Source organism: Duganella sp. CY15W (assembly GCF_009857555.1).
Lineage (GTDB): Bacteria > Pseudomonadota > Gammaproteobacteria > Burkholderiales > Burkholderiaceae_D > Rugamonas > Rugamonas sacchari.
This window is the reverse complement of sequence record NZ_WWCQ01000002.1, coordinates 449,656-473,356: the sequence shown is the minus strand read 5'-3', so window position 1 is coordinate 473,356 and position 23,701 is coordinate 449,656. Positions and strand designations below refer to the sequence as shown.

The window sequence follows — 23,701 nt, the reverse complement described above, 5'->3', positions numbered from 1 at the left end:
ATTTCATTCATTCTGGATATGCGATGGATACAGCCCTTCTCACGCTGCGCCACATCGAAGTGTTCCGCGCCATCATGCAAACCGGCAGCGTGACCGAGGCGGCTGCGCTGCTGAATACATCGCAGCCGACCGTCAGCCGTGAGCTGGCGCGCATGGAGTATGTGTGCGGCATGCGTTTGTTCGAACGTGGCAAAGGGCGGTTGCAGGCCACGCAGGAAGCCGGCACATTGTTCGGCGAAGTGCAGCGCGCGTATCACGGCATGGAGCGTGTGCGGCAGGCGGTGGATGAGATCCGTTTACATCGCGGCGTGCAGGTCTCGGTGATCTGCCAGCCCGGCCTGGCGCAATCGCTGCTGCCGCATGTGTGCAAGGCCTTCCTCGACCACGGCAGCGACGCCGGCATCCGCATTACGCCGCAGGACCAGCCGCTGCTGGGCGAATGGCTGGCGGCGCAGCAGTTCGATCTGGGTGTCATGGAAAGCGGCGTGGCGGTTGCAGGCGTCGAGCACAGCGTGATCTTTGAAGGCCAACAGGTTTGCGTGCTGCCGCCCGGCCACGCGCTGGCCAGGCGCAAAGTCATCAAGCCCGCCGATTTGGCCGGCCAGCCCTTCATCCGGCTGGCGGATGGCGACCCGCAGCGCATCAGCATCGATGCGGCGTTTGCAGCGGCCAGCGTCAGCTACCGGCCGATACTGCAAACGCATAGCTCCGCCGCTGCCTGTGCGATGGTGGCGCAGGGGCTCGGCGTTACCGTGGTCAATCCCCTCATGGCATGGCTGGCGCAAGGCCAGGGGCTGGTGATACGCCGCTTTGCACCAGCGATTCCGTATGCGGTGCTGCTGGCGCTGCCGCGCCATCGTCCGCCGTCTGCGGCCGTGAGCGCGTTTGCCGATGCGGTGCGCCGCAGCGGAAAGCAGTTGGCAAAAGCCTTGGCCGCGGCGCTGAAACCATCGTTTACAATGGACCGCTATGAACCCTGATCTGTTCCAGAATCCGCTGCGCCGTTGGGGCAAGCACAAGGACGGCAAGCGCCGTCCGACCGTGCTGGTGAAAGAGCTGCGCGAGCGTGACCGCCGCCGCATGCTCAGGCACTTCCTGGATCTGGAGGACAGCGACCGCCTGCTGCGCTTTGGCTCCGTGCTGCCGGATGAGCAGATCACCCATTACGTCAACCGCATCGCCTTCTCGCGCGACATGGTGTTTGGCGTCTACAACCGCGTGTTCCGGCTGGTGGCCGTGGGCCATCTGGCGTTTGCGCCGCGTGACGAATCGAAAAGTGCGGTCACGGTGAAAGAGCGCGTGGCGGAATTTGGCGTTTCGGTCAGCCGATCGGCGCGTGGCCTGGGCATCGGCTCCAAACTGTTCGAGCGCGCCGCCATCCACTGCCGCAACAACGACGTCGACACGCTCTACATGCACTGCCTGTCGTCCAACAAGACCATGATGCACATCGCCAAAAAAGCGGGCATGGAAATCCACCGCGATTACGGCGAAGCGGACGCCTACCTCAAACTGCCGCCCGCCAATCCGGCCAGCATGCTGCAAGAAGCGCTGGACGAACAATTCGCTGTACTGGACTACACCCTCAAAGCCAACAGGCGCGCCGCCGTCAAATGGCTGGGGCGCCTGATCGGCCGCAAGTAGGCTTATGACAAAATATCAATCAGCAGACGCTGAAAAACGTCTTTTCTTCCTACGACGTCCCAATATTTTGTTGTGCTAACGCGGAGAGATGCGTGCTTTGCTATCGACAGATGCTGAACCTTTTCCATTAAATCCAAAGGGAAGCGTATCAACACTTTTCCTGTAGCAGTCCGTAGTTCCAACTTGCCTGTATCGGTTATCCCAGAAACATCACCGGTAATTTCTTCTTCGTAGCTTTCAGGCTTTGTGGCTGCTGCGATGAGCGATTTGATGCGTTCAATTTCAGTCGAGTTGCCGTACCAGGAGTATTGTTCGTGCAGAGCGTGCCAGGTGAATTCTGCGGACATCCCTGCTGCTTCAATTTCTTTAATCGCATCACCAAGATAATGCGCGGCCTTGCCGCCTACCGCGTCCACGGCATCGTAAAATTCTTCGTTCTTTGCCGTCAGTAGTCGAAATGTCTGCTGTAATGTCGACTGCAGAAGGCTTTCGCCGGACAGATCGGGAGTGCTGCTACCGGTGATCAAAACGCGAGTCGATCCGCTTGCGATGCCTGCCAGTTTCAGATTCAAAACATCGGCAATTTCCTTACCAGCCCGCCCTTCCGATATGCCATGCCGAATGCGGTACGCTGCGGCCTTCCAGGCTTTGGACAAAGGGTCTGCTATTTTGATGAACGCATCCAGAGAAATTGAACCGTTTGCGCGTGGCCCCATCAGCCGAAGATCGACAAGTTCTCCAGCTTCTTCGGCATAGGCAATCGAGAGATGTTGCAGAGCATCGCTTGCCGCTTGCTGCTGGTTGTCCGCTGCTATTGCCAGCCAAGGATCTTGGGGATTCTGGGCAGCTCTTGCAGCAGTGTCCTCCGCGAACTCGCTAAGCGTTTGAGCATGCTGCTTTAGAAAGTCGATGCTCATATTTTTAACTCCACAAACCCCTTTGGCGTCTTTTCATCGTGCTGAAAACCGAACAGGCCACGAAAATATGCTTGGCGGTGCAGACGTTTTTCTGGTGCAGGCTTTTCCATGTACAGATCCAGACCGAACTGGACCCTGGCGACGTTTCGATCCGTCAGCTTCCGAACCTCATTCCATTGCGCTGAGGTTAATGATACCGACGTTTCTGGATCCCACATGATGCAATCGATGTCAGCCGGACTTGGTTTCGACGTCAGAAAAGATCCATCGATCCAAAGTATAGCCTCTACGTGAAAAGACTGTAGTTTTTGAAGCCATTGTTGGAACGACGCGAACAACAATGCACGCTTCGCATCTGCCAGGAATGGAGTTACCGCAATCGCTTGCAACTCCGCTAATGTGAGCTCGTGAATCCCTGGCGGCAAAAGCGGAGGGAAATCAGCTTTTTTCACATTGGCTCCATTTTGCGAAGTAGCAAACTGCGAAGGGCTTTGGTTTGAATAGCTTACACCAGCGGCAGGGCCGTGGTGTCTTTCACGCGTTGCAGGGCGAACGAGGATTTCACGTCCAGCACTGCCGGGTGGCGCAGCAGCGTCGCCATCATGAAGCGCGAGAAGTGGTCCATGTCTTCGACGTGGACGCGCAGCAGGTAGTCCATCTCGCCAGTCATGGCGTAGCAGGCCACGACTTCCGGCCACTGGGCCACGGATTCGGCGAAGTCGGCGCGTGGCGATGGCGGTGCGTTGGCGGCGCCCAGCGCACGGGCGTTGCTGTGCGCGGCCGCTTCGCTGTGCTTCTCCAGGCGTACGTTCACGTAGGCCAGCAGGCCCAGGCCGATCTTGTCGGGGTCCAGCAGGGCCACGTATTGGCGGATCACACCCGCTTCTTCCAGGCGCTTGATACGGCGCAGACAGGGCGATGGCGACAGGGCGACCAGCTCGGCGACGTCCTGGTTCGACAGGCGGCCATCGGACTGCAATATGGACAGAATCTTACGATCCGTTTTGTCCAGCGCTATTTTGGTCATAAATACCTCGGAAATTCGGAATTAAGGGCAATATTATTGCTCAAAACGACGACGCATGGGAATTGTTTGCAATTTTATGCTGCGAGGGCGGGTCTATACTTGGCGTATTCCTATAAAGGAGACGTGTATGAAATTCCAGCCATGGGATAACCCGATGGGCACGGACGGATTCGAATTTGTCGAATACGCCGCCCCGGACCCCAAAGCCTTGGGGGCGCTGTTCGAGAGCATGGGCTTTACCGCCATTGCCCGGCATCGTCACAAAGATGTGACCCTGTACCGTCAGGGCGACATCAATTTCATCATCAACGCCGAACAGGATTCTTTCGCCCAGCGTTTCGCGCGCCAGCATGGCCCTTCGGTCTGCGCCATCGCCATCCGCGTGCAGGACGCGGCCTTTGCCTACCAGCGCGCGCTGGAGCAGGGTGCCTGGGGCTTCGATAACAAGACCGGTCCGATGGAGCTGAATATCCCGGCCATCAAAGGCGTGGGCGATTCGCTGATTTATCTGGTTGACCGCTGGCGCGGCAAGAACGACGGCCAGCAGGGCGCGATTGGCGATATCAGCATCTACGATGTGGACTTCGTGGCAATCCCCGGCGCGGTCGCCAACCCGGTCGGCCATGGCCTTACCTATATCGATCACCTGACCAACAATGTGCACCGTGGCCGCATGAAGGAGTGGGCCGACTTCTACGAGAAGATGTTCAACTTCCGCGAGGTCCGCTATTTCGACATCGAAGGCAAGCTGACCGGCCTGAAGTCGAAAGCCATGACGTCGCCGTGCGGCAAAGTACGCATCCCGATCAACGAATCGTCGGACGACAAGTCGCAGATCGCCGAGTACCTGGACCAGTACCACGGCGAAGGCATCCAGCACATCGCGCTGGGTACTGACGATATCTATACCTCGATTGAAGCGATGAAGCAGGCCGGCATCGACTTCCAGGACACCATCGAAACCTATTACGAACTGGTGAACCGCCGCTTGCCTAACCACGGCGAGCAGCTGGAAGAGCTGCGCCGCCTGCGCATCCTCATCGATGGGCACAGTAATGACAGCGAGCGCGAACTGCTGCTGCAGATTTTCACGCAGAACGTGATCGGGCCGATCTTCTTCGAGATCATTCAGCGCAAGGGTGACCAGGGCTTCGGCGAAGGTAACTTCCGCGCGCTGTTTGAATCGATCGAACTGGATCAGATTAAACGCGGCGTCTTGCAGGACCCCGGCAAGACCGCAGCATAAGAGTAAGCCGGCAGTAGAGCACACAGACGAAGCGCCGGCGGAGTGTTTGAGTATATTGGAGACAAAATGAATGCACCTCAAAAGGGTTTGCAGCTAGACCCGTCGCTAAAAGGCGATGAGATTACCCTGGACGACAAGTGGACGCTTGAACGCGGCCGCGCCTTTATGACCGGTACGCAGGCGCTGATCCGCCTGCCGATGATGCAGCGCGAGCGCGATCTCAAGGCTGGCCTGAACACGGCTGGCTACATCACCGGCTACCGCGGTTCGCCTGTGACCAGCGTCGATATGACGGCCATGAAAGCCAAGAAGTATCTCGACGCGCACCACGTCAAATTCCATCCCGGGATGAACGAAGACCTGGCGGCGACGGCCGTATGGGGCACCCAGCAAACCAATCTGTTCCAGGATGCCAAATACGACGGCGTGTTCTCCATGTGGTACGGCAAAGGCCCTGGCGTGGACCGCTGCGGCGACGTCTTCAAGCACGCCAACAACGCCGGCTCCGCCAAGCATGGCGGCGTGCTGGTACTGGCTGGCGACGATCACGCGGCCAAGTCGTCTTCGACGGCGCACCAGTCGGACCATATCCTGAATGCCTGCGGCATTCCGGTGCTGTATCCATCGTCGGTGCAGGAGTACATCGACTACGGCCTGCACGCGTGGGCCATGAGCCGCTATACCGGCCTGTGGGTGTCGATGAAGTGCGTGACCGACATCATCGAATCCGGCGCCGTGGTGGACTTCGATCCGGACCGCGTGAAGATCGAGCTGCCGACCGACTTCGATCTGCCCGAAGGCGGCCTGAATATCCGCTGGCCGGACACCGTGCTGGACATGGAAGTCCGCATGAACAGCTACAAGTGGTACGCCGCGCTGGCCTACTGCCGTGCGAATAAGCTGAACAAGATCATCTGGGATTCGCCGAAGCCGAAAATCGGCATCATCACCGCCGGCAAATCCTATCTGGACACGCGCCAGGCGCTGGCTGACCTGGGCATTGACGAACAGGCCGCCGCCGATATCGGTATTCGCCTGTACAAGATCGGCATGACCTGGCCGCTGGAAGCGGATGGCGTGCACGAATTCGCCAAGGGCCTGGACGAAATCCTGGTGGTGGAAGAGAAGCGCCAGATCCTGGAATACGCGCTCAAGGAAGAGCTGTACAACCTGCCGGATGGCCAGCGTCCGCGCGTGGTCGGCAAATTCGACGACACCGGCGAATGGAGCAACAAGGGCAAGACCGGCCACGGCGACTGGCTGCTGCCGGCAACCTATGAGCTGAACCCGGCGCAGATCGCGCGCGCCATTGCTTCGCGCATCGCGCACTACTGTGCCGGTCATCCGGTCGCCAAGCGCGTGCAGGAACGTGTGGCGTTTCTGGAGGCGAAAGAGCTGGCGCTGAAAACCCTGCCAGCCAAAGGCAATCCGCAGACCGACCGCACGCCGTTCTTCTGCTCCGGCTGCCCGCACAACTCGTCAACCAAGGTGCCGGAAGGTTCGCGCGCGCTGGCCGGTATCGGCTGCCACTACATGGTGCTGTGGATGGACCGCGAGACCTCGACCTTCACCCACATGGGCGCGGAAGGCGTGACCTGGGTAGGCCAGGCGCCGTTCACCAACGAGAAGCACGTGTTCACCAACCTGGGTGACGGTACCTACTTCCACTCGGGCATATTGGCGATCCGCGCGGCGGTGGCGGCCAAGGTCAACATCACCTACAAGATCCTGTTTAACGATGCGGTGGCGATGACCGGCGGCCAGGCCTTTGATGGTCCGCTCGACCCGGGCATGATCTCGCGCCAGATCGCGGCGGAAGGCGTGACGCCGATTATCGTGGTCACCGACGAGCCGGAAAAATATCCGTCCGATTACAACTGGGCGCCAGGCGTCACCGTGCGCCATCGCAGCGAGTTGATGGACGTCCAGCGCGAGCTGCGCGACAAGCCGGGCGTGTCGGCCATGATTTACGACCAGACCTGCGCCTCCGAGAAACGCCGCCGCCGGAAACGCAACGAATACCCAGATCCGGCCAAGCGCGCGGTCATCAACGAAGCGGTCTGCGAAGGCTGCGGCGACTGCTCGGTGCAGTCCAACTGCCTGTCGGTGGAGCCGCTGGAAACGGACCTGGGCCGCAAGCGCCAGATCAATCAGTCCTCGTGCAACAAGGACTTCTCCTGCACCACCGGTTTCTGCCCGAGCTTTGTGACGGTGGAAGGCGGCGCGCTGAAGAAGCCGAAGAAAGCCGCCGTGGGCGATGCGCCGATGCCGGTATTGCCGTCGCCGGAGCTGCCTTCCACCGCGCAGCCGTACGGCATCCTGATCACCGGTATCGGTGGCACTGGCGTGGTGACCGTGGGCCAGATCCTGGCCGTGGCTGCCCACGTTGAAAACAAGGGCGCCATGGTGCTGGACATGAGCGGCCTGGCGCAGAAGGGCGGCCCGGTGATGTCGCACGTGCGCCTGGCGGACCATCAGAGCGATCTGCATTCGACCCGCGTGGGCACGGGCAGCGCCGACCTGGTGATCGGCTGCGACCAGATCGTGACCGCGTCGCGCGATGCGCTGTCGCGCATGGGCGAAGGCCGTACGCATGCGATGATCAACTCCACCGGCGCCACCACGGCAGCTTTCGTGAAGAACCCGGACTGGCAGTTCCCGGATGCCTCTTCGCGTGGTGAAATCATCCGTGCCTGTGGCGGCGACAACGTCGATTTCGTCGATGCCGGCCAGATCGCGACCGCCCTGATGGGCGACTCCATCGCCACCAATATGTTCATGCTGGGCTACGCCTTCCAGAAAGGCCATGTGCCGCTGAGCGAAGCCGCGCTGCTCAAGGCGATCGAGCTGAATGGCGTGTCGGTCGCCTTCAACAAGGCCGCGTTCAACTGGGGCCGCACTGCCGCGCATGACCTGGCATCGGTGACCAAGCTGACCACGCCTGCGAAGGTGATCGAGTTCAAACGCATCCAGACGCTGGACGACATCATCGCCAAGCGCATGGAGCTGCTGACCGCCTACCAGAACAGCGATTATGCCAAACAGTATAAATCGTTTGTCGACCAGGTCCGTGCGGAAGAGGCCAAGCTGGGCAAGACCACGCGCCTGACCGAGGCGGTAGCGCGCTACTTCTACAAGCTGATGGCGTACAAGGACGAATACGAAGTGGCCCGCCTGTACACCGACGGCGCCTTCCAGCAGAAGGTGGCGGGCATGTTTGAAGGTGACATCACGCTCAAGTTCCACCTGGCGCCGCCGATCTTCGCCAAGCATGACGCGCAAGGTCACCTGATCAAGAAGCAGTACGGTCCATGGATGATGAAGGCCTTCGGCGTGCTGGCCAAGTTCAAAGGCCTGCGCGGCACGGCGCTGGACGTCTTCGGCTACACGGAAGAGCGTAAGATGGAGCGTGCGCTGATTACCGGGTACCGCAACACCATCGGTGGCTTGCTGTCCAAGCTGAATGCGGACAACCTGGCGCAAGCGGTGGCCATCGCCAGCATTCCCGAAGACATCCGCGGCTATGGCCACGTGAAGGAACGTCACCTCAAGGCGGCCAAGCAGAAAGAAGCCACGCTGCTGGCCAATTTCGGCAAACCCGCCGTGAAAGCCGACACCACCACTGCACCACACGCGGCCTGATTCCGCTTTCATCCCCCCCCCCCTCGACGGAAGGCTGCGGCCTTCCGTTTTTTTTGCCTCAGGCCCGTGGAAAAGTGTGACATTAGGACATCATTGTCAATATAAATACCTAATTTAATAACGATATATGTTTTAAGTTTTTGTATATCTTGATAAATTAGAAAAACGCATAAAGAAGCGCATTTATATTCGTTCTCTTAACGGTTTGCACTTGTTAAGGTGGCACCCTTTAAAAACCCGGACCACTTCAATGAAAACAAAATTCAAGTTGAACCCGCTGGCGGCAGGCGCAATCGCCCTGACGTGCGGTGTCGCCGGCCCTACGTTGGCACAGGCACAGGAATCGTCAGCGGCGGCTACCACGCCGCCAGCTGTTGTTGTCACCGGCTCCCGCATTCCGCGCGCCGGCACGGAAGGCCCATCGGCGGTGACCGTGATCACCGGCGATGACATCGAGAAGCAGGGCTACCGCAATGTGTTCGATGCGCTGACCAATCAGACGCAGAACAGCGGCTTTGTGCAGGGCGCCGACTTCGGCAATACCTTCACGCCGTCGGCCAACGCCATCAGCCTGCGCGGTCTGGGTCCGAACCACACGCTGGTGCTGCTGAACGGCCGCCGCATGGCGGACTTCCCGATTGCCTACGAAGGCACGGTCAACTTCACCAACCTGGCCAACATTCCATCGAGCGTGGTGGACCGCGTTGAAATCCTGAGCGGCGGCGCATCGGCCGTCTATGGCTCGGATGCGGTGGCGGGTGTGGTCAACATCATCCTGAAGAAAAAAGTCGAAGGCTACGATATCAACCTGAAGGCGGGCGACAGCTCGCGCGGCGGTGGCGGCGACAAGCGCGTGCAGTTCACCGGCGGCAAGAGCTTCGACAAGCTTAACACCCTGTTCAGCGTAGAACTGCTGGAACGCGAACCGCTGTGGAGCGCGGACCGCGAATTCATGGCCACCAGGTCCGGCACGCCGACCACGGTCCTGGCGCGCAAGAACGTCAGCACCGGCAAGTATGTGGACCTGGGCGATACCTGCTCCAGCATCGGCGACCTGTTCGGCGGCAGCACCATCAAGTACACCGCCAAAGCCGGCAGCTACTGCGCCAGCCCGAAAGTCGCGCCGACCTACTGGACCACGCAGACCAAGAACAGCAGCCAGAATCTGTTCGGCAGCGCCAACTACGAGCTGTCGCCGGAAATCACGCTGTACGCCGAGGCGCTGTATGGCCAGAACCGCAGCACCAACAATACGCGCGGCCCGTCGTGGACCTCGCGCTCGCTGACCGACAGCTATTTCTGGAACCAGAACACCAATGCCTACGAGGCCTGGACCCGCTACATCTCGCCAGAAGAAATCGGCGGCGTGGACCGCTACAACCGCTTCTGGGATGACAAGGCCAGCTCGCTGTCGTTTGGCGCGCGCGGCACCATCCCTGGCACCACCTGGGGCTATGAAGCCGGCTATACCGCCTCGCTGTACAAGAGCCAGGACCACCGCCCGCGCGCGCTGGCCAATATCGACAGCTTCTTCCTCGGCCCACAGCAGGGCGTGGACAAGAATGGCGTAGCGATCTTCGCGCCTGATCCGGCACGCCTGACCAAGCGCCTGACGCCGCAGGAATTCAACAGCATCACCGATGCCTCAGTCAGCAACGACAAGTCGTGGACCAATACCCTGAGCTTGAGCGCTAACGGCGAAGCGTTCGCGCTGCCTGCCGGTCCGCTGAAAGTGGCAACCGTGGCGGAAGTGGGCAAGCAGGGCTTCTCGAACGAACCGGATCCGCGCATCAACCAGGGCTACTTCTACACCACGCCGGGCGCCGACGTTACCGCCGGTACCCGCAAGCGTTATGCGCTGGGTGCGGAACTGAATATCCCGGTGGTGAAAACGGTGGATGCCACGCTGGCCGGCCGCTATGACCGTTACAGCTTCGCTGGCCGCAACGATGGCAAGTTCGCCTACAACACTGGTGTGGAATGGCGTCCGGTACAGCAGGTGCTGGTGCGCGGCACTTACGCCACCAGCTTCCGCGCGCCTGACATGAACTACATCTACAAGGCACGCGGCACTGGCTACTATTCGCAAACTACCGACTACTGGCGCTGCGCCAAGGCGGGCCAGCCGATCGACAGCTGCGACTACGCCAACTACTCGCCAGGTGCGGACTATGTGCAGACCGGCAGCAAGGACCTGCGTTCGGAGAAGGGCCGTTCGACCGGCCTGGGCATCGTGTGGTCGCCAAGCGCGGACTTCGACGTCTCGCTGGACTATTGGAACATCAAGATCGACGACCTGGTCACCAACCTGAGTTCCGACAAGCTGCTGCGTGACGAAGCGGAGTGCCGCGGGAAGGGCGACCTGACCTCGCCAACTTGCGCCGATGCGATCGCACGCATTACCCGCTACCCGGATAATGCGCTGAACCGTCCGGGTGAGATCAAACAGATCCTGGTGAATCCGATCAATGCGGCATCGACCAAAGTGGATGGCATCGACGTCTCGGCCAAGTATGTTTTCCGTACCAAGGACTACGGCAATTTCATCACCAAGGCCAACTACTCCAAGACCCTGAACAAGCACTCGCGCCAGTTCACCGGCGACCCGCTCGAAAACGATCTGGAGGACATGAGCAATACCGACTGGCGTGACAAGCTCAATGCCAGCGTGACCTGGAACGTGGGCAAATGGTCGAACACCCTGTTCCTGCAGCGCTACAGCAAGATTCCGAACGGCGCCGGCACGGCTTACCTGACGCCGACCACGCGCGTCAACGGCAGTGTGGTGTACCACGTCAACGAGCGCGTTACCCTGTCGGTGGCGGTGAACAATCTGTTCAACCAGGTCAAGGCGGATAACACCGGCGGCTGGCCGTACTACCCGGTGGGTAGCTACAGCCCGATGGGCCGCCAGGGCTGGGTCGAGCTGAACTACCACTTCGGCGGTTAAGACAGATCTACCGCTGGCTTACGCTGATCGCTGGTGTGGCCGAGATACTCGGTCACCCAGTACAGCAGCGCGGCGCCATTGAAGGCCATCCCGGTCAACAGGGCGCCGTGCCAGCCGTGGGTGGCATACATCCAGCCACCCAGCGCCGAACCCACGGCGCCACCGGCAAAGAACAACGCGAAGTACACCCCATTCAAACGGCTGCGCACTTCCGCACCCAGCGAGAAGATGGCGCGCTGGCCCAGCACCAGATTCGCTGCCACCCCCATATCCAGCACAATCGACGCGATCACCAGGATCGCCAGGGCGACATTGCGCGAGCCTGGCACCAGCAGCGGCAACGCAAACGCGATCACGCCCAGCGCCAGTGCGGCGGCGGTGGCCATCAGCGTGTGGCCCTGGTCGGCCAGCTTGCCGGCGATGGGCGAAGCGATTGCACCCGCCATGCCGACCAGCGCGAAGATGGCAATGCCCGTCTGCGACAAATGAAAGGCCGGGCTGGCCAGCATCAGCGGCGTCACGGTCCAGAACAGGCTGAACGACCCAAACAGGCCGGCGTGGTAAGCGGCACGGCGGCGCAGTACCGGCGTTTGCAGGAACAGGTGCCACACGGAGGCCATCAGCTTGGGATAGCTGATGTGGTGATTGGGCATGCGTTGCGGCAGTTTGGCGCGCAGCACGAAGGCGACCATCAGCACCACCACGGCGGCGCCGGCAAACACCACGTGCCAGCTGGTGGCGTCGGCGATCAGGCTGGCCGCAGGGCGCGACAGCATGATCCCGAGCAGCAGGCCACTCACCACCTTGCCGACTGTGACACCGCGCGTCGATTCCTTCGACAGGTGCGCCGCAAACGGCACCACGATCTGCGCGGCCACGGAACCGAGGCCGATGCCCAGTGCGGCCGTCAGGAACATCCAGGCGCTGGTGCTGACCGCCGCCAGCACCAGCATGGCGGAGGTGAACAGCAGGCCGGTGAAAATCAGGCGGCGGTTTTCCAGCAGGTCGCCCAGCGGCACGATGAACAGCAGGCCGATACAGTAGCCGATCTGCGTCAGCGTGACGATCAGGCCCGCCGCTTCGGGCGACAGGCCGGTAGCGGCGCTGATCGGGCCGACCAGGGTTTGCGCGTAATACAGGCTGGCGACGATCAGGCCGGTGGCGCTGGCCAGCAAGGTGACCATGCCGGGGCTGATGTCTTTTTCTTCGTGGTTGCTCATGGTGATGCTCCAGGGGAGATTGCGATGGGCAAATTCTAGGCAAAAGCCGGGCAAAGATAATTAGGGCATAATGCGCTAACACTTTTCACATAATATGAACAATTCGGTGAACAATCAGGTGAACAATCCATGGACAGACTCAAAGCCATGCAGACCTTCGTCCGCATTGTCGAGGCCAACAGCTATACCAAGGCTGCCGAGACGCTGGATCTGCCGCGCGCCGCGCTGACGGCCACCATCAAGAAGCTGGAAGCCTTTCTGGGCACGCAGCTGCTGCAGCGGACCACGCGCCGCCTGTCGCTGACGCCGGACGGCGCCGACTACTTCCACAAATGCCTGGAGATCCTGCAAGCGGTGGAGGATGCCGAGGGCGCGTTTCGCGGGCAGCGTGCAGGCAAGCCGCGTGGCAAGCTGCGGGTCGGCCTGCCGGGTACGCTGGGCCGCAATATCGTCATGCCGCACATCGCCAGCTTCTGTAGCGCCTATCCGGAAGTGGACCTGGTCGTCAGCATGAGCGAGCGCTTTAGCGATCTGACCGAAGAGGGGCTGGACTGCACGCTGCGCGTCGGCATCCTGCAGGACTCGGCCATGGTCGCCAGGACGCTGGGACATATGAGTTGCCTGACCGTGGCCGCGCCGTCCTACCTGGCGGCGCACGGTATGCCGCAGAGCTGGACCGATTTGCATGCGCACCACGGCATCCTGCATTTTTCCGGACGCACAGGCCGGCCCTATGACTGGGACTTTGTGGTCGATGGGCGCGTGGTCACCACGGAAATACGCGGCGCCATCGCCGTCAACGATGCGGATGCCAACCTGCTGTGCGTGCTGCAGGGCATGGGCCTGGCGCAGGCCGCGCGCTACCAGGCACGCCCGCATCTGGCCAGCGGTGCGCTGGTGGAAGTGCTGCACGCCACGCCGTCTACTTCGCTGCCGATTTCGCTGCTGTATCCGCAGGGCCGCATGGCGTCGCCGCGCCTGCGCGTGTTTGCCGACTGGCTGGCGGAATTACTGCGCCGCGATCCGGATTTGCAGGCTTGATCGGTACTATAATCGGCAGCCTTGCTCATGACTTACTTGCCGATGAAACTGAATTCGAAGCTGCTGTCCCTGTTGGCGTTTTTGCCTGTGCTGCTGGCTGCCTGTGGCGGCGATTCTCCACCCGCGCCAGTGCCAGTGACGCCGCCGGTGGTCACGCCACCCGAACCGCCCGTGGTGCCGCCAGTGACGCCGCCAGTCAACCCGCCGGTGACGCCGCCGGTACAGCCGACGCCTTCCGATCCATCCAAGCCTGACTGGTTCACGCTGTTCGGCCGCTGCGAACATCCGCGTACCGGCCAGCAGCCCAACGGCATGCCTTACCTCGATATCCAGGGCACGCTGAACGATGAGCTGCGCTGGATGCATTCCTACATCGACGACGGCTACCTGTGGTACAAGGAAATCCCCACCAATCTGAACATGGCGGACTACAAGACGCCACTTGATTATTTCGCCGTGCTGAAAACGCCGGCTGTCACCGCGTCCGGCCGTCTCAAGGACCGCTTCCACTTCAGCTATCCCTCCGAAGTCTGGAGCGCGATGAGCAACGAAGGCGTGTCGCTGAGCTATGGCATTACCTGGTCGCGCACGCCGACCGGCGTGTTGCCGCGTGTGTGGGTGGTGGCCTTTGTGGAACCGGGATCGCCGGCCGCACTGGCCGGTGCGCGGCGTGGCGACACGGTGGTGGCGGTGGACGGCGTCAGCATGCAGGTCACCGGCGCCGCCGATCTGGCGGTCATCAATGCGGGCTTGTCGCCAAAGACCGCGGGCGAGGCACATAACTTCGTGCTGGCACGCGGCAGCGCCTCGTTACCCGTGACGCTGACCTCTGCCAGGCTGGCGCTGGTGCCGGTACAAAACGTCAAGGTGCTGGAGACGGTCCGGGGCAAGGTCGGCTACCTGCAGTTCAATGACCACAATGCGGTGGCTGAAAGCCTGCTGGCGGACGCCTTCACCGGTTTCCAGAATGCCGGCGTGACGGATCTGATCCTGGACATGCGGTATAACGGCGGCGGCTATGTGCGGCTGGCAGCGGAACTGGCGTACATGATCGCCGGCCCTGCTGCCACTGGGGACAAAGTGTTTGAGACGCTGCAGCACAACGACAAGCAAAAGCCGACGGCGCCGCAGATGTTTTCTTCGACGGCCTATGGCTTTGTGCCGTCCAAGCTGAAATCCGGTACGCCGCTGCCTTCGCTGGGCCTCAGGCATGTGACGATACTGACCACAGCCGGTACCTGCTCCGCCAGCGAATCGGTCATCAATGGCCTGCGCGGCATCGACGTTGATGTCACGCTCATCGGCGGCACGACGTGCGGCAAGCCATACGCATTCACGCCCGCGCCCAACTGCGGCACCACCTATTTCGCCATCGAGACGCAGGGCACGAACAACAAAGGCTTTGGCGATTATGCCGATGGCTTTGCGCCGACCTGCAAGGCCGGCGACGATGTCGGCCATGAGCTGGGCGATGTCTACGAAAGCTCGCTGGCGGCCGCATTGCGCTACCACGTGACGGGCGCCTGCCCCGCAATACCGCTGCATAGCCGCAGCCTGAATGGCCTGCCGCTGAACGGTCCGCTGGAGCTGGAGCGGCCGGAGGGCAAGCAGATATCGATACGCCTGCACGAAGGTCGATAAAGCAGACTATAATTTTTATCGCATCCGATGCCGGTACAGGCATCGGTCGATCAACCTTCGCTACGGAAGCCTCTCCATGATTCGCTCCGCCTTACTGCTTGCCTTTGCTGCCAGCGCACCGCTGGCCCAAGCCGCTCCCGCTTCCGCACCGCTGACCACCATCTCCGAACGCTCCGGTTTCCAGACCACCGGCCGTTATGACGAAGTGATCGCGCTGTGCGCGCAGTTCCAGAAAGCCTATCCGAAAGAGGTGCGCTGCTTTGAATTCGGCCGCACGCCGGAAGGCCGTCCCATGCTGGCGCTGGCGGTCTCGCGCACCGGCGCGCTGACGGCGGAACAGGCCAAGAAGAAGGGCGTGCCGGTGCTGCTGGTGCAAGGCGGGATTCACGCGGGTGAGATCGATGGCAAGGACGCCGGCTTCCTGGCGCTGCGCGAGGCGCTGGAAAACAAGGTGGCGCCGGGTGCGCTGGACAAGCAGGTGCTGCTGTTCGTGCCGGTGTTCAATGTCGATGGCCATGAGCGCTTTGGCAAATACAACCGCCCTAACCAGCGCGGTCCGGTGGAAATGGGCTGGCGCACCACGGGGCAGAACTACAATCTGAACCGCGATTACGTGAAGGCCGATGCGCCGGAAATGCAGGCCATGCTGGCGCTGGTCAACGCCTGGGACCCGCTGGCCTACATCGACCTGCATGTGACCGACGGCGCCAAGTTCCAGCCTGACGTGTCGATCCAGGTGGAGCCGGTGCATGGCGGCGACGAGGCGCTCAAGGTGGCTGGCGCCGCGCTGCAGAAGAACGTGATTGCCGATCTGACGGCGCAGGGTTCGGACCCCAAGTCCTACTATATGTCGTTCGACAAGGAAGACGATCCATCGTCCGGCTTTGTCGACAGCATGTCGACGGCGCGCTTCTCCACCGGCTACTTCCCGATGCGTAACCGCTTTGCGATGCTGGTGGAAACCCATTCGTGGAAGGATTACCCGGCCCGCGTACGCATCACCCACAACACCATCGTGTCCTTGCTGTCGCAGGTGGCCCAGCATGGCAAGGAGTGGCAGAAGCTGACGCAGGAAGCCGATGCGCGCGCGGCAGCGATGGCCGGCAGCGAATTCCCGCTCAGCTACCGCACCACATTCAACGCCAGGACCATCCAGTTCCCGGGCTATGAATATACGCGCGAGCATTCGGAGATTTCAGGCGGCCTGTGGACCCGCTATGACGAGACCAAGCCACAGATGTGGACCGTGCCGCTGCGTGATGAAATCGTGCCGGACCTGAAAGTAGCGGCGCCGCTGGGCGGCTACATCGTGCCGCTGGCCGATGCCGGCTGGGTCGGCGCCAAGCTCAAACAGCATGGCATCAGCTTCAAGGTGATTGGCGCCGGCCAGATGGCGGCCGAGGTGGAGACCTTCCGCGCCACCAAGGCCAAGTTTGGTACGCAGTCGTTTGAAGGCCATCAGTCGCTGGCGGTGGAAGGCGACTGGGGACGTGAGCGCCGTACCGTGGCCAAGGGCGCGCTGTTTGTGCCGATCGCCCAGCCCAAGGCGCGCCTGGTCATGACCTTGCTGGAACCGCGCGGCGCCGATGGCCTGCTGGCCTGGGGCGAATTCAATAACGCCTTTGAGCGCAAGGAGTATATGGAGGAGTATGTCGCGGAGGAGGTGGCGCGCGAGCAGCTGCAGGCCGATCCGGCGCTGCGTGCCGAGTTCCAGAAGAAGCTCGATAGCGATGCGGAATTTAACAAGAGCCCGGCGAAGCGTCTGGAATTCTTCGCCAAACGGCACGCATCGTGGGACGAACGCTACAACCTGTATCCAGTGATGCGTACCGCGCAGAAGTACTAAACTGCGCCGGAAGCGGCGGCGCCCTGTTTTTGCGCCGCCTCTTCCATCTCCTGCTTCAGCATGTCCCGCACCTTGCGCATCACGGCCGCCTGCTGGTCCGGTGACATGGCGTCAAACTTGTCCTGGCTGATGCCGAGCTTTTTCATCATGGCCTGGGTCATGCGTTCGGCGGGCGTCATCTTGACATACTTCTCCAGCTCCGCCGCTGCTGCCGACTGCCTGGTTTCCGCCTGTTTGAGGATGGCGCCGAACCCCGTGTTGCCGTCACTCTTTTTGACTTGCGACGAACTCGCCGCCAAAGCCGAGCTCAATGCGCTGGTATCGATTTTCATTATTTTTCCTTTACCCTGGGTTGATGGTGCTTCCGTTTAGCCGGGGGTAAAGGAAGAACATCATTGCATACTTTGCAACGGAATAATACCCGGAACCGAGGCCGGCGTGGAACAAGGTTCTTCGTCGAAGGCGATATCGCCCAGCGGGTTGGCGATGCCGTCGGCCTTGATGTCCTTGAAGCCGAACAGGTCGCGGTCCATCAGGTGGGATGGCACCACGGTCGACAGCGACGAGAAGATGTTCTCCACGCGGCCAGGGTGTTTTTTCTCCCAGTCGCGCATCATGGCCTTGATCTGCTTGCGCTGCAGGTTTTCCTGCGAGCCGCACAGGTCGCACGGGATGATCGGGAAGCCTTTGACTTCGGCGTAGCGCTCGGTGTCTTCTTCCTTCACATAGGCCAGCGGGCGGATCACCATGTGCTTGCCGTCGTCGGACACCAGCTTGGCCGGCATGCCCTTGATTTTCCCGCCGAAGAACATATTCAGGAAGAAGGTCTCGAGGATGTCGTCGCGGTGGTGGCCCAGCGCGATCTTGTTGCAGCCCAGTTCATCGGCCACGCGGTACAGGATGCCGCGGCGCAGGCGCGAGCACAGCGAGCAGGTGGTCTTGCCTTCCGGGATCAGGCGCTTGACGATGCTGTAGGTGTCCTGGTTTTCGATGTGGAACGGGATGCCCAGCTTTTCCAGGTAGGCCGGCAGGATGTCGGCCGGGAAGTTGGGCTGCTTCTGGTCCAGGTTGACGGCGACGATCTCGAAGTTGATCGGTGCGCGTTCGCGCAGCGTCATCAGGATGTCCAGCAGGGCGTAGGAGTCCTTGCCGCCGGACAGGCAGACCATGATTTTGTCGCCGTCTTCAATCATGTTGAAGTCGCCGATGGCCTGGCCCACCAGGCGGCACAGGCGCTTGTGCAGCTTGTTGTTCTCGTGGGCGATTTTGTCAGCCGCCTTGGCGCTGATGCTCTCGTCGATGACCGCGTTCATGCTTGTTCCTTGATCTTGAATACTTCAACGCCGACGCCTTCGCAATCCGGATAGACGTCAGGCTTCATGGTCGATACGCGTGCGGCGCGTACGCTTGGATGCGCCAGCATTTCGCGCACGATGTCGTCGCACAGGGTTTCCTGCAGCTGCACGTGGCCGCGCGCCATGCGGGTGGCGATGGTGTTGCGCATGAAGTCGTAGTCCACCACTTCTTCCAGCTGGTCGTGGCTCGGCGACGATACCGCCAGTGGGATGTACAGGTCGACGTTGATGAGCAGACGCTGCTCGCCTTTTTTCTCGAACTCGTAGACGCCGATGTTGATCATGACTTCATAGTTGCGCAGGAACAGGCGGCGGCAGTCGTTCAGTTGCGGGTGTATCAGGGCGGACAGCATGGAAGAACCTTCTTTCGGATTTAAGTTATTTAGCCAGGAACATCACATCGCGCGCCAGCGGCATCAAATGCTGGCCGCCATCGACCAGCAGCGTGGTGCCGGTAACGGCGCGCGCGGAGGCGGCGTACAGCACCGCGTCGACGATGTCCTGGGGGGTGCTGGAACGGCCCAGCGGCGTTTGCTGGTGCGCGTTGGCGAAACCGGCCTCGGTCTGGTCACCGGATACCATGGTGAGGCCCGGCGCGATGCCGACCACCCGCAATTTCGGCGCCAGCTGCTGCGCCAGCATGGTGGTGGCGGTGTGCAGCGCAGCCTTGGACAGGGTGTACGACAAAAAATCAGGATTGAGATTGTACAGCTTCTGGTCCAGCAGATTGATGACAACGGCCTGCTGGCCATCCGGCGTGGCTGCATGCAGCGCCTGCGCCAGCAGGATGGGGGCGGCGACGTTGGCGTGCATGTGGGCGTCCAGCTTGGCGATGCTGAAGTCGGCCGCGCTGTCGTAGTCGAACAGCGAGGCGTTATTCACCACACAGTCCACACGGCCCAGCGCCTGTACCGCGCGTGGCAGCAGCTGGCGCACGGCTGCTTCATCGGCCAGTTCGCATGGCAGCAGCGCAGTGCGGCGGCCGATTGCGGCAATGTCATCGGCGACGGCGCGCGCTTCGTCGGCGGAGGCGCGGTAGTGGAGCGCCACGTCCCAGCCGGCGCGCGCCATGCCCAGCGCGATGGCGCGGCCAAGGCGGCGGCCGGCGCCGGTCACCAGGGCCACGCGTCCACTGGGCGTAGTGGGCGTGGCAGGCGCCGGGGCGCCGGATGCTGAGTTGTCCTGTGCTGTCATCATGTTGAACTGGATATAATGCCGGGATGTCCTTACCCGTACCTTCTAGCGACGCGCTGGCCGCGTCCCACGCCTTGCAAAACCTGATTGCCGCCGAGATTGCCAGCAATGCAGGCGCGATTTCCTTCGCCCGCTATATGGAGCTGGCCCTGTACGCGCCCGGTCTGGGCTACTACAGCGGCGGCTCCGCCAAACTCGGCAAAGATGGCGATTTTACAACCGCCCCCGAGCTGTCGCCCCTGTTCGGCGCGGCGCTGGCGCAGGTTGCAGCCGCTATTATCGCCCAAAGCGCGCCGCAGATCCTCGAATTTGGCGCTGGCACCGGCAAGCTGGCGTTTGACATCCTCACCGAGCTGGCTGCAGCCGGGGTGCAGGTCGCGCGTTATTACATTGTCGAGCTGTCCGGCGAACTGCGCGGCCGCCAGCAGGAAACGCTGCGCGATTTCCCACAGGTGGTCTGGCTGGATGCCTTGCCTGACAGTTTTGACGGCGTGGTGTTCGGTAACGAGGTACTGGATGCGATGCCGGTGCACCTGGTCATCAAGCATCCGGACGGCTGGCAGGAATTGCAGGTGACGGTGGCCGACGGCCGCTTCCAATACCTGGAGGTTCCGGCCAGCGACGACTTGCTGCAGCAGGTGGCCCGCCAGATCCCGGAGCATGCGCAGCTGCCGGTCGGTTATGTGACCGAGCTGCACGGCATTGCCTGCAGCTTCATGGCGACGCTGAGCCGCATGCTGATGCAGGGCCGGGCCAATGCCGCCTTCCTGTTCGACTACGGCTTCCCGGCGCATGAATACTATTTCGACCAGCGCGCCACCGGCACCCTGATGTGCCACTACCGCCACCATGCACATCCCGATCCTTTCTACTATCCTGGTTTACAGGACATCACCGCGCACGTGGATTTTACGGCGATGGCGCTGGCGGCCCAGGAGGCGGGCGCCGAGGTGCTGGGCTATCTGAACCAGTCCGGCTTCCTGATCGGCGCCGGCATCGGCGAGCTGCTGCTGCGCACCGATTCGGCCGACGCGGCCGCCTATCTGCCGCAGGCGCGCGCCATGCAGAAGCTGGTGTCGCCGGCGGAAATGGGCGAGCTGTTCAAGGTGCTGGCGGTGGGCAAGGGCGTGGAACTGCCAGACGCCATCGTCCTGCAGGACCGCACCCACCGACTGTAGACGGAAAGGCACAGTGGGCAGAAAAGCAAGTCAAATCCTTGTCTGCTCCCTGAGTTGCAAGCTGTAAGATGGGCTATGATGACTGATTCTGCATCGATTTCGCGCTATGGCAAAGATACACACCCACTATGACAACCTGAAAGTGTCGCGTATGGCGCCACAGGAAGTCATACGTGCCGCCTACAAGGCGCTGAGCCAAAAATACCATCCGGACAAAAATCCGGGGGATGAGAAGGCCGCGCGCATCATGGCCATCCTCAACAGCGCCTACGAGACCCTGTCCGACCCGCAGCGCCGCAAGGAGCACGACGAGTGGATCACGTCCGAAGAGTGGGAAATCGAATGGCTGGAGAGCACCCGCCACGAAGACGGCCCGCGCGGCGACAAGCATAAGCATGACAGCAACTGGCATCCCGAGCACGTCAACGACGCGCCCGTACGGCGTCCGCGCCGCCGCGACTGGCGCATCTGGGCCGGCCTGGCGGCGTGTCTGGCGGCGGGCTGGATAGGCGGCGCCACCATGGTGGCCGAGCCGCAGCTGCTCTCCACCATGCTGAGTTCGGCCTGGGGTGGCAAGGGTAGCATTAATGCCAATGCGGCCACCGAGGACAACGTGTCGCCGCAGGGCATGCGCGATACGCGCGCCGACGCCAGGGCCGAGCAGCGCGACGCCTGGGCCAGCGTGCGCCTGTCCGATTCGCATGTGGCCAAGGCAACGCCGATCAAGGTGGTGGCCATGTCGCAGGTGGTGCTGCCGAGCGCCGGCGCCGAATGCGACAGCGAAACCCAGACCCAGACGCTGGTGGCGCCCAACGGCGAACCCTGGCCGGTCCGGTCCGGCTATATGGAGGGCTTCCCGGTCGGCAACCGCGGCGATGATATGCAATTGACACTGGATAACGGCAGCAACGCCTCGGCCGTGTTTATCAAGGTGTACGACATGGATCGCCGCTCGAATGTGCGCTACGCCTATGTGCAGGCGCACGACAAGTTGTTGGTCGATAAACTGGTCAACGGCAAGTACGAAATCCGCTATCAAAACCTCGACGCGGGCGCCAATCCGGGCGCATGCGCGGCCGCCAACCGCACGGCTGCCGCCGGCGCCGAAGCCGGGGCGTCACCGGTCAACAACTAGCGGCGTGACAGCTTTCCAATAAGAGTTGTCATAGGGGGGGAATCTGATTATCCTAGGGTAACAATCAGGAGAGTGTGTAATGACAGATTCCAACGCCGCAGACGACAACTGGCTGATCGACGAAGACGAGGAAGACACGCCGGCCAGCGGTCTCGGTGCCCCGGACCAGCGCCTGTGGCGCGTGCTGATCGTCGACGACGATGTCGATGTCCACGCCGTCACCCGCCTGGCGCTGCGCAATGTGAGCTTCAAGGGCCGCGAGCTGGAACTGTTCTCTGCCTACAGCGGCCGCGAAGCCTATGACATCCTGCGCGACACGCCCGACATCGCGCTGGTGCTGCTGGACGTGGTGATGGAGACCGACGACGCCGGCCTGCTGCTGGCACGCCGCATCCGCGAAGAGCTGCACAATTCCATCGTGCGCGTGGTGCTGCGCACCGGCCAGCCGGGCCAGGCGCCCGAGCAGCGCGTCATCATCGAATACGACATCAACGACTACAAGGCCAAGACCGAGCTGACCACGCAAAAGCTGTTCACCACGGTGATCTCCGCGCTGCGCGCGTACGAGAGCCTGAACATGCTGGAGCGCAGCCGTATCGGCCTGGGCAAGATCCTGGCCGGCGCCACCAATCTGTACCAGATCCATTCGCTGCGCGAGTTTGCCTCCGGCGTGCTGAATCAGGTCAGCGCGATCCTGGACGTAGGCTCGGACGGCGTGCTGTGCCTGATGCAGGGCGACACCGGCATCACCACGGTGGTAGCCGCCACCGGCGGTTATTCCTCGCTCAACAGCGAAGAGCTGATGCCGGCCTCGCATCCGCTGTGGCCGACCATCGCCAAGGCATTCGCCGAAAAGAAATCGCAGTTTGAGCATCCGGCCAATGTGCTGTTCATCCATACCCAGGAAAACCGCGAGGTGGCGATCTCCGTGACGCCGCCATGGCCGCTGGCGCAGATCCAGCGCGACCTGCTCGAAGTGTTCTGCCAGCGCATCGCGGCGGCGTTCGACAACCTCTACATGTTCGGCCAGCTGCGCAAGGCGCAGGAAGCCACGGTGGTGGCGCTGGCCGACCTGGCGGAGTTCCGCGACAGCGGCACGGGCGGCCATGTGCGGCGCGTGCAGATGCTGTCGTCGGCGCTGGCGCAGCGCATGCATGAACGGGGCGCCTATCCGGACGAGATCACGCCGCAGCTGCTGGAGATGATCGGCCTGGCCTCGATCCTGCACGATGTGGGCAAGGTGGCGACGCCGGACCATATCCTGCTCAAGCCGGGCATCCACACGCCGGAAGAACGCAGCGAGATGCAGCAGCATGCGGGCGTGGGCCAAACCATCCTGGAACGCGCCGCCAATATGGTCGATGGCGTCAGCTACCTGACCTATGGCGCGCAGATCGCCGGCGGCCATCACGAGCACTGGGACGGCAATGGCTATCCGAACCAGCTCAAGGGCCGCGAGATTCCGATTGCGGCGCGCATAGTGGCGGTGATCGATGTCTTCGATTCGCTGCTGCACGAGCGTCCGTACAAAGAGCCATGGCCGCACACCGAAGCGGTAGCCTACATCAAGGACCGCGCCGGCAAGCAGTTCGATCCCGAGGTAGTGGCAGCGCTGCTGGAAATGATCGAGCGCGATCCGAGCATCGGCCGCACGCCCGATTAAAA

19 protein-coding genes are annotated in these 23,701 nt (G+C 61.8%); 11 read left to right on the top strand and 8 right to left on the bottom strand.

The genetic code is table 11. The annotated features are described in order from the left end of the window. The first annotated feature begins 23 nt into the window (after positions 1-23). The gene (locus GTP58_RS11630) at positions 24-980 is read left to right on the top strand and encodes a LysR family transcriptional regulator (protein WP_161077618.1); all 957 of its coding nucleotides are present in this window, start codon (positions 24-26) and stop codon (positions 978-980) included. Then, complete coding sequence (locus GTP58_RS11625) at positions 970-1,644, top strand: GNAT family N-acetyltransferase (protein WP_161077617.1); 675 nt, start codon at positions 970-972, stop codon at positions 1,642-1,644. The genes GTP58_RS11630 and GTP58_RS11625 overlap by 11 nt, the downstream gene beginning before the upstream one ends. 2 nt (positions 1,645-1,646) lie before the next feature. Here GTP58_RS11625 and GTP58_RS11620 read toward each other — a convergent pair whose 3' ends face one another. The 3 genes from GTP58_RS11620 to GTP58_RS11610 are packed head-to-tail and all read right to left on the bottom strand — an operon-like array spanning position 1,647 to position 3,588. Continuing rightward, the gene (locus tag GTP58_RS11620) at positions 1,647-2,561 is read right to left on the bottom strand and encodes a hypothetical protein (RefSeq protein ID WP_161077616.1); all 915 of its coding nucleotides are present in this window, start codon (positions 2,559-2,561) and stop codon (positions 1,647-1,649) included. Continuing rightward, entirely contained in the window at positions 2,558-3,013 is a 456-nt protein-coding gene (locus GTP58_RS11615) for a hypothetical protein (protein WP_161077615.1), read from the bottom strand. The genes GTP58_RS11620 and GTP58_RS11615 overlap by 4 nt, the downstream gene beginning before the upstream one ends. A gap of 53 nt (positions 3,014-3,066) precedes the next feature. Next, a complete protein-coding gene (locus tag GTP58_RS11610) occupies positions 3,067-3,588 on the bottom strand; it encodes an Lrp/AsnC family transcriptional regulator (protein WP_072788191.1) in 522 nt (173 codons plus the stop codon). A gap of 127 nt (positions 3,589-3,715) precedes the next feature. On the opposite strand from GTP58_RS11610, the gene hppD reads away from it, so the two are divergent. From hppD to GTP58_RS11595, 3 genes are all read left to right on the top strand, one after another. Further along, a complete protein-coding gene (gene hppD / locus GTP58_RS11605) occupies positions 3,716-4,834 on the top strand; it encodes a 4-hydroxyphenylpyruvate dioxygenase (RefSeq protein WP_161077614.1) in 1,119 nt (372 codons plus the stop codon). A gap of 66 nt (positions 4,835-4,900) precedes the next feature. Then, on the top strand, positions 4,901-8,476 hold the full coding sequence (locus GTP58_RS11600) for an indolepyruvate ferredoxin oxidoreductase family protein (protein ID WP_161077613.1): 3,576 nt from the start codon (positions 4,901-4,903) through the stop codon (positions 8,474-8,476). A gap of 250 nt (positions 8,477-8,726) precedes the next feature. Then, positions 8,727-11,426, top strand: a complete 2,700-nt coding sequence (locus GTP58_RS11595) for a TonB-dependent siderophore receptor (RefSeq protein ID WP_161077612.1) — start codon at positions 8,727-8,729, stop codon at positions 11,424-11,426. Here the strand turns inward: GTP58_RS11595 and GTP58_RS11590 are convergent. Next, positions 11,423-12,646 carry an MFS transporter gene (locus tag GTP58_RS11590; protein WP_161077611.1) on the bottom strand — a complete coding sequence of 408 codons (1,224 nt, stop codon included), beginning with the start codon at positions 12,644-12,646 and terminating at the stop codon, positions 11,423-11,425. The genes GTP58_RS11595 and GTP58_RS11590 overlap by 4 nt on opposite strands. A gap of 129 nt (positions 12,647-12,775) precedes the next feature. On the opposite strand from GTP58_RS11590, the gene GTP58_RS11585 reads away from it, so the two are divergent. The 3 genes from GTP58_RS11585 to GTP58_RS11575 all read left to right on the top strand — a co-directional run bounded on the left by GTP58_RS11585 (position 12,776) and on the right by GTP58_RS11575 (position 17,174). Further along, positions 12,776-13,687 carry a LysR family transcriptional regulator gene (locus tag GTP58_RS11585; protein ID WP_161077610.1) on the top strand — a complete coding sequence of 304 codons (912 nt, stop codon included), beginning with the start codon at positions 12,776-12,778 and terminating at the stop codon, positions 13,685-13,687. A gap of 42 nt (positions 13,688-13,729) precedes the next feature. Further along, entirely contained in the window at positions 13,730-15,328 is a 1,599-nt protein-coding gene (locus GTP58_RS11580) for a S41 family peptidase (protein WP_161077609.1), read from the top strand. A 76-nt stretch (positions 15,329-15,404) separates the two neighbouring features. Beyond that, complete coding sequence (locus tag GTP58_RS11575) at positions 15,405-17,174, top strand: M14 family metallopeptidase (RefSeq protein WP_161077608.1); 1,770 nt, start codon at positions 15,405-15,407, stop codon at positions 17,172-17,174. Here GTP58_RS11575 and GTP58_RS11570 read toward each other — a convergent pair. Genes GTP58_RS11570 through GTP58_RS11555 form a run of 4 tightly spaced genes read right to left on the bottom strand, consistent with a single transcriptional unit; the run spans position 17,171 to position 19,726 of the window. Next, a complete protein-coding gene (locus tag GTP58_RS11570) occupies positions 17,171-17,506 on the bottom strand; it encodes a hypothetical protein (protein ID WP_161077607.1) in 336 nt (111 codons plus the stop codon). The two genes, GTP58_RS11575 and GTP58_RS11570, sit on opposite strands and share 4 nt — an antisense overlap. A gap of 60 nt (positions 17,507-17,566) precedes the next feature. Then, entirely contained in the window at positions 17,567-18,487 is a 921-nt protein-coding gene (ttcA, locus tag GTP58_RS11565) for a tRNA 2-thiocytidine(32) synthetase TtcA (RefSeq protein WP_161077606.1), read from the bottom strand. After that, positions 18,484-18,882 (bottom strand): dihydroneopterin aldolase, encoded by a 399-nt coding sequence (locus GTP58_RS11560; RefSeq protein WP_072788211.1) that lies wholly within the window; start codon positions 18,880-18,882, stop codon positions 18,484-18,486. The genes ttcA and GTP58_RS11560 overlap by 4 nt, the downstream gene beginning before the upstream one ends. Before the next feature lie 25 nt (positions 18,883-18,907). After that, a complete protein-coding gene (locus GTP58_RS11555; protein ID WP_373924736.1) occupies positions 18,908-19,726 on the bottom strand; it encodes an SDR family oxidoreductase in 819 nt (272 codons plus the stop codon). 23 nt (positions 19,727-19,749) lie between these two features. Here GTP58_RS11555 and GTP58_RS11550 point away from each other — a divergent pair, with 23 nt between their 5' ends. The 3 genes from GTP58_RS11550 to GTP58_RS11540 all read left to right on the top strand — a co-directional run bounded on the left by GTP58_RS11550 (position 19,750) and on the right by GTP58_RS11540 (position 23,699). After that, on the top strand, positions 19,750-20,901 hold the full coding sequence (locus GTP58_RS11550) for a class I SAM-dependent methyltransferase (RefSeq protein WP_161077605.1): 1,152 nt from the start codon (positions 19,750-19,752) through the stop codon (positions 20,899-20,901). 106 nt (positions 20,902-21,007) lie between these two features. Next, the gene (locus GTP58_RS11545; RefSeq protein ID WP_161077604.1) at positions 21,008-22,036 is read left to right on the top strand and encodes a J domain-containing protein; all 1,029 of its coding nucleotides are present in this window, start codon (positions 21,008-21,010) and stop codon (positions 22,034-22,036) included. A 79-nt stretch (positions 22,037-22,115) separates the two neighbouring features. Continuing rightward, positions 22,116-23,699, top strand: a complete 1,584-nt coding sequence (locus GTP58_RS11540) for a DUF3369 domain-containing protein (RefSeq protein ID WP_161077603.1) — start codon at positions 22,116-22,118, stop codon at positions 23,697-23,699. The last annotated feature ends 2 nt before the right edge of the window (positions 23,700-23,701 follow it).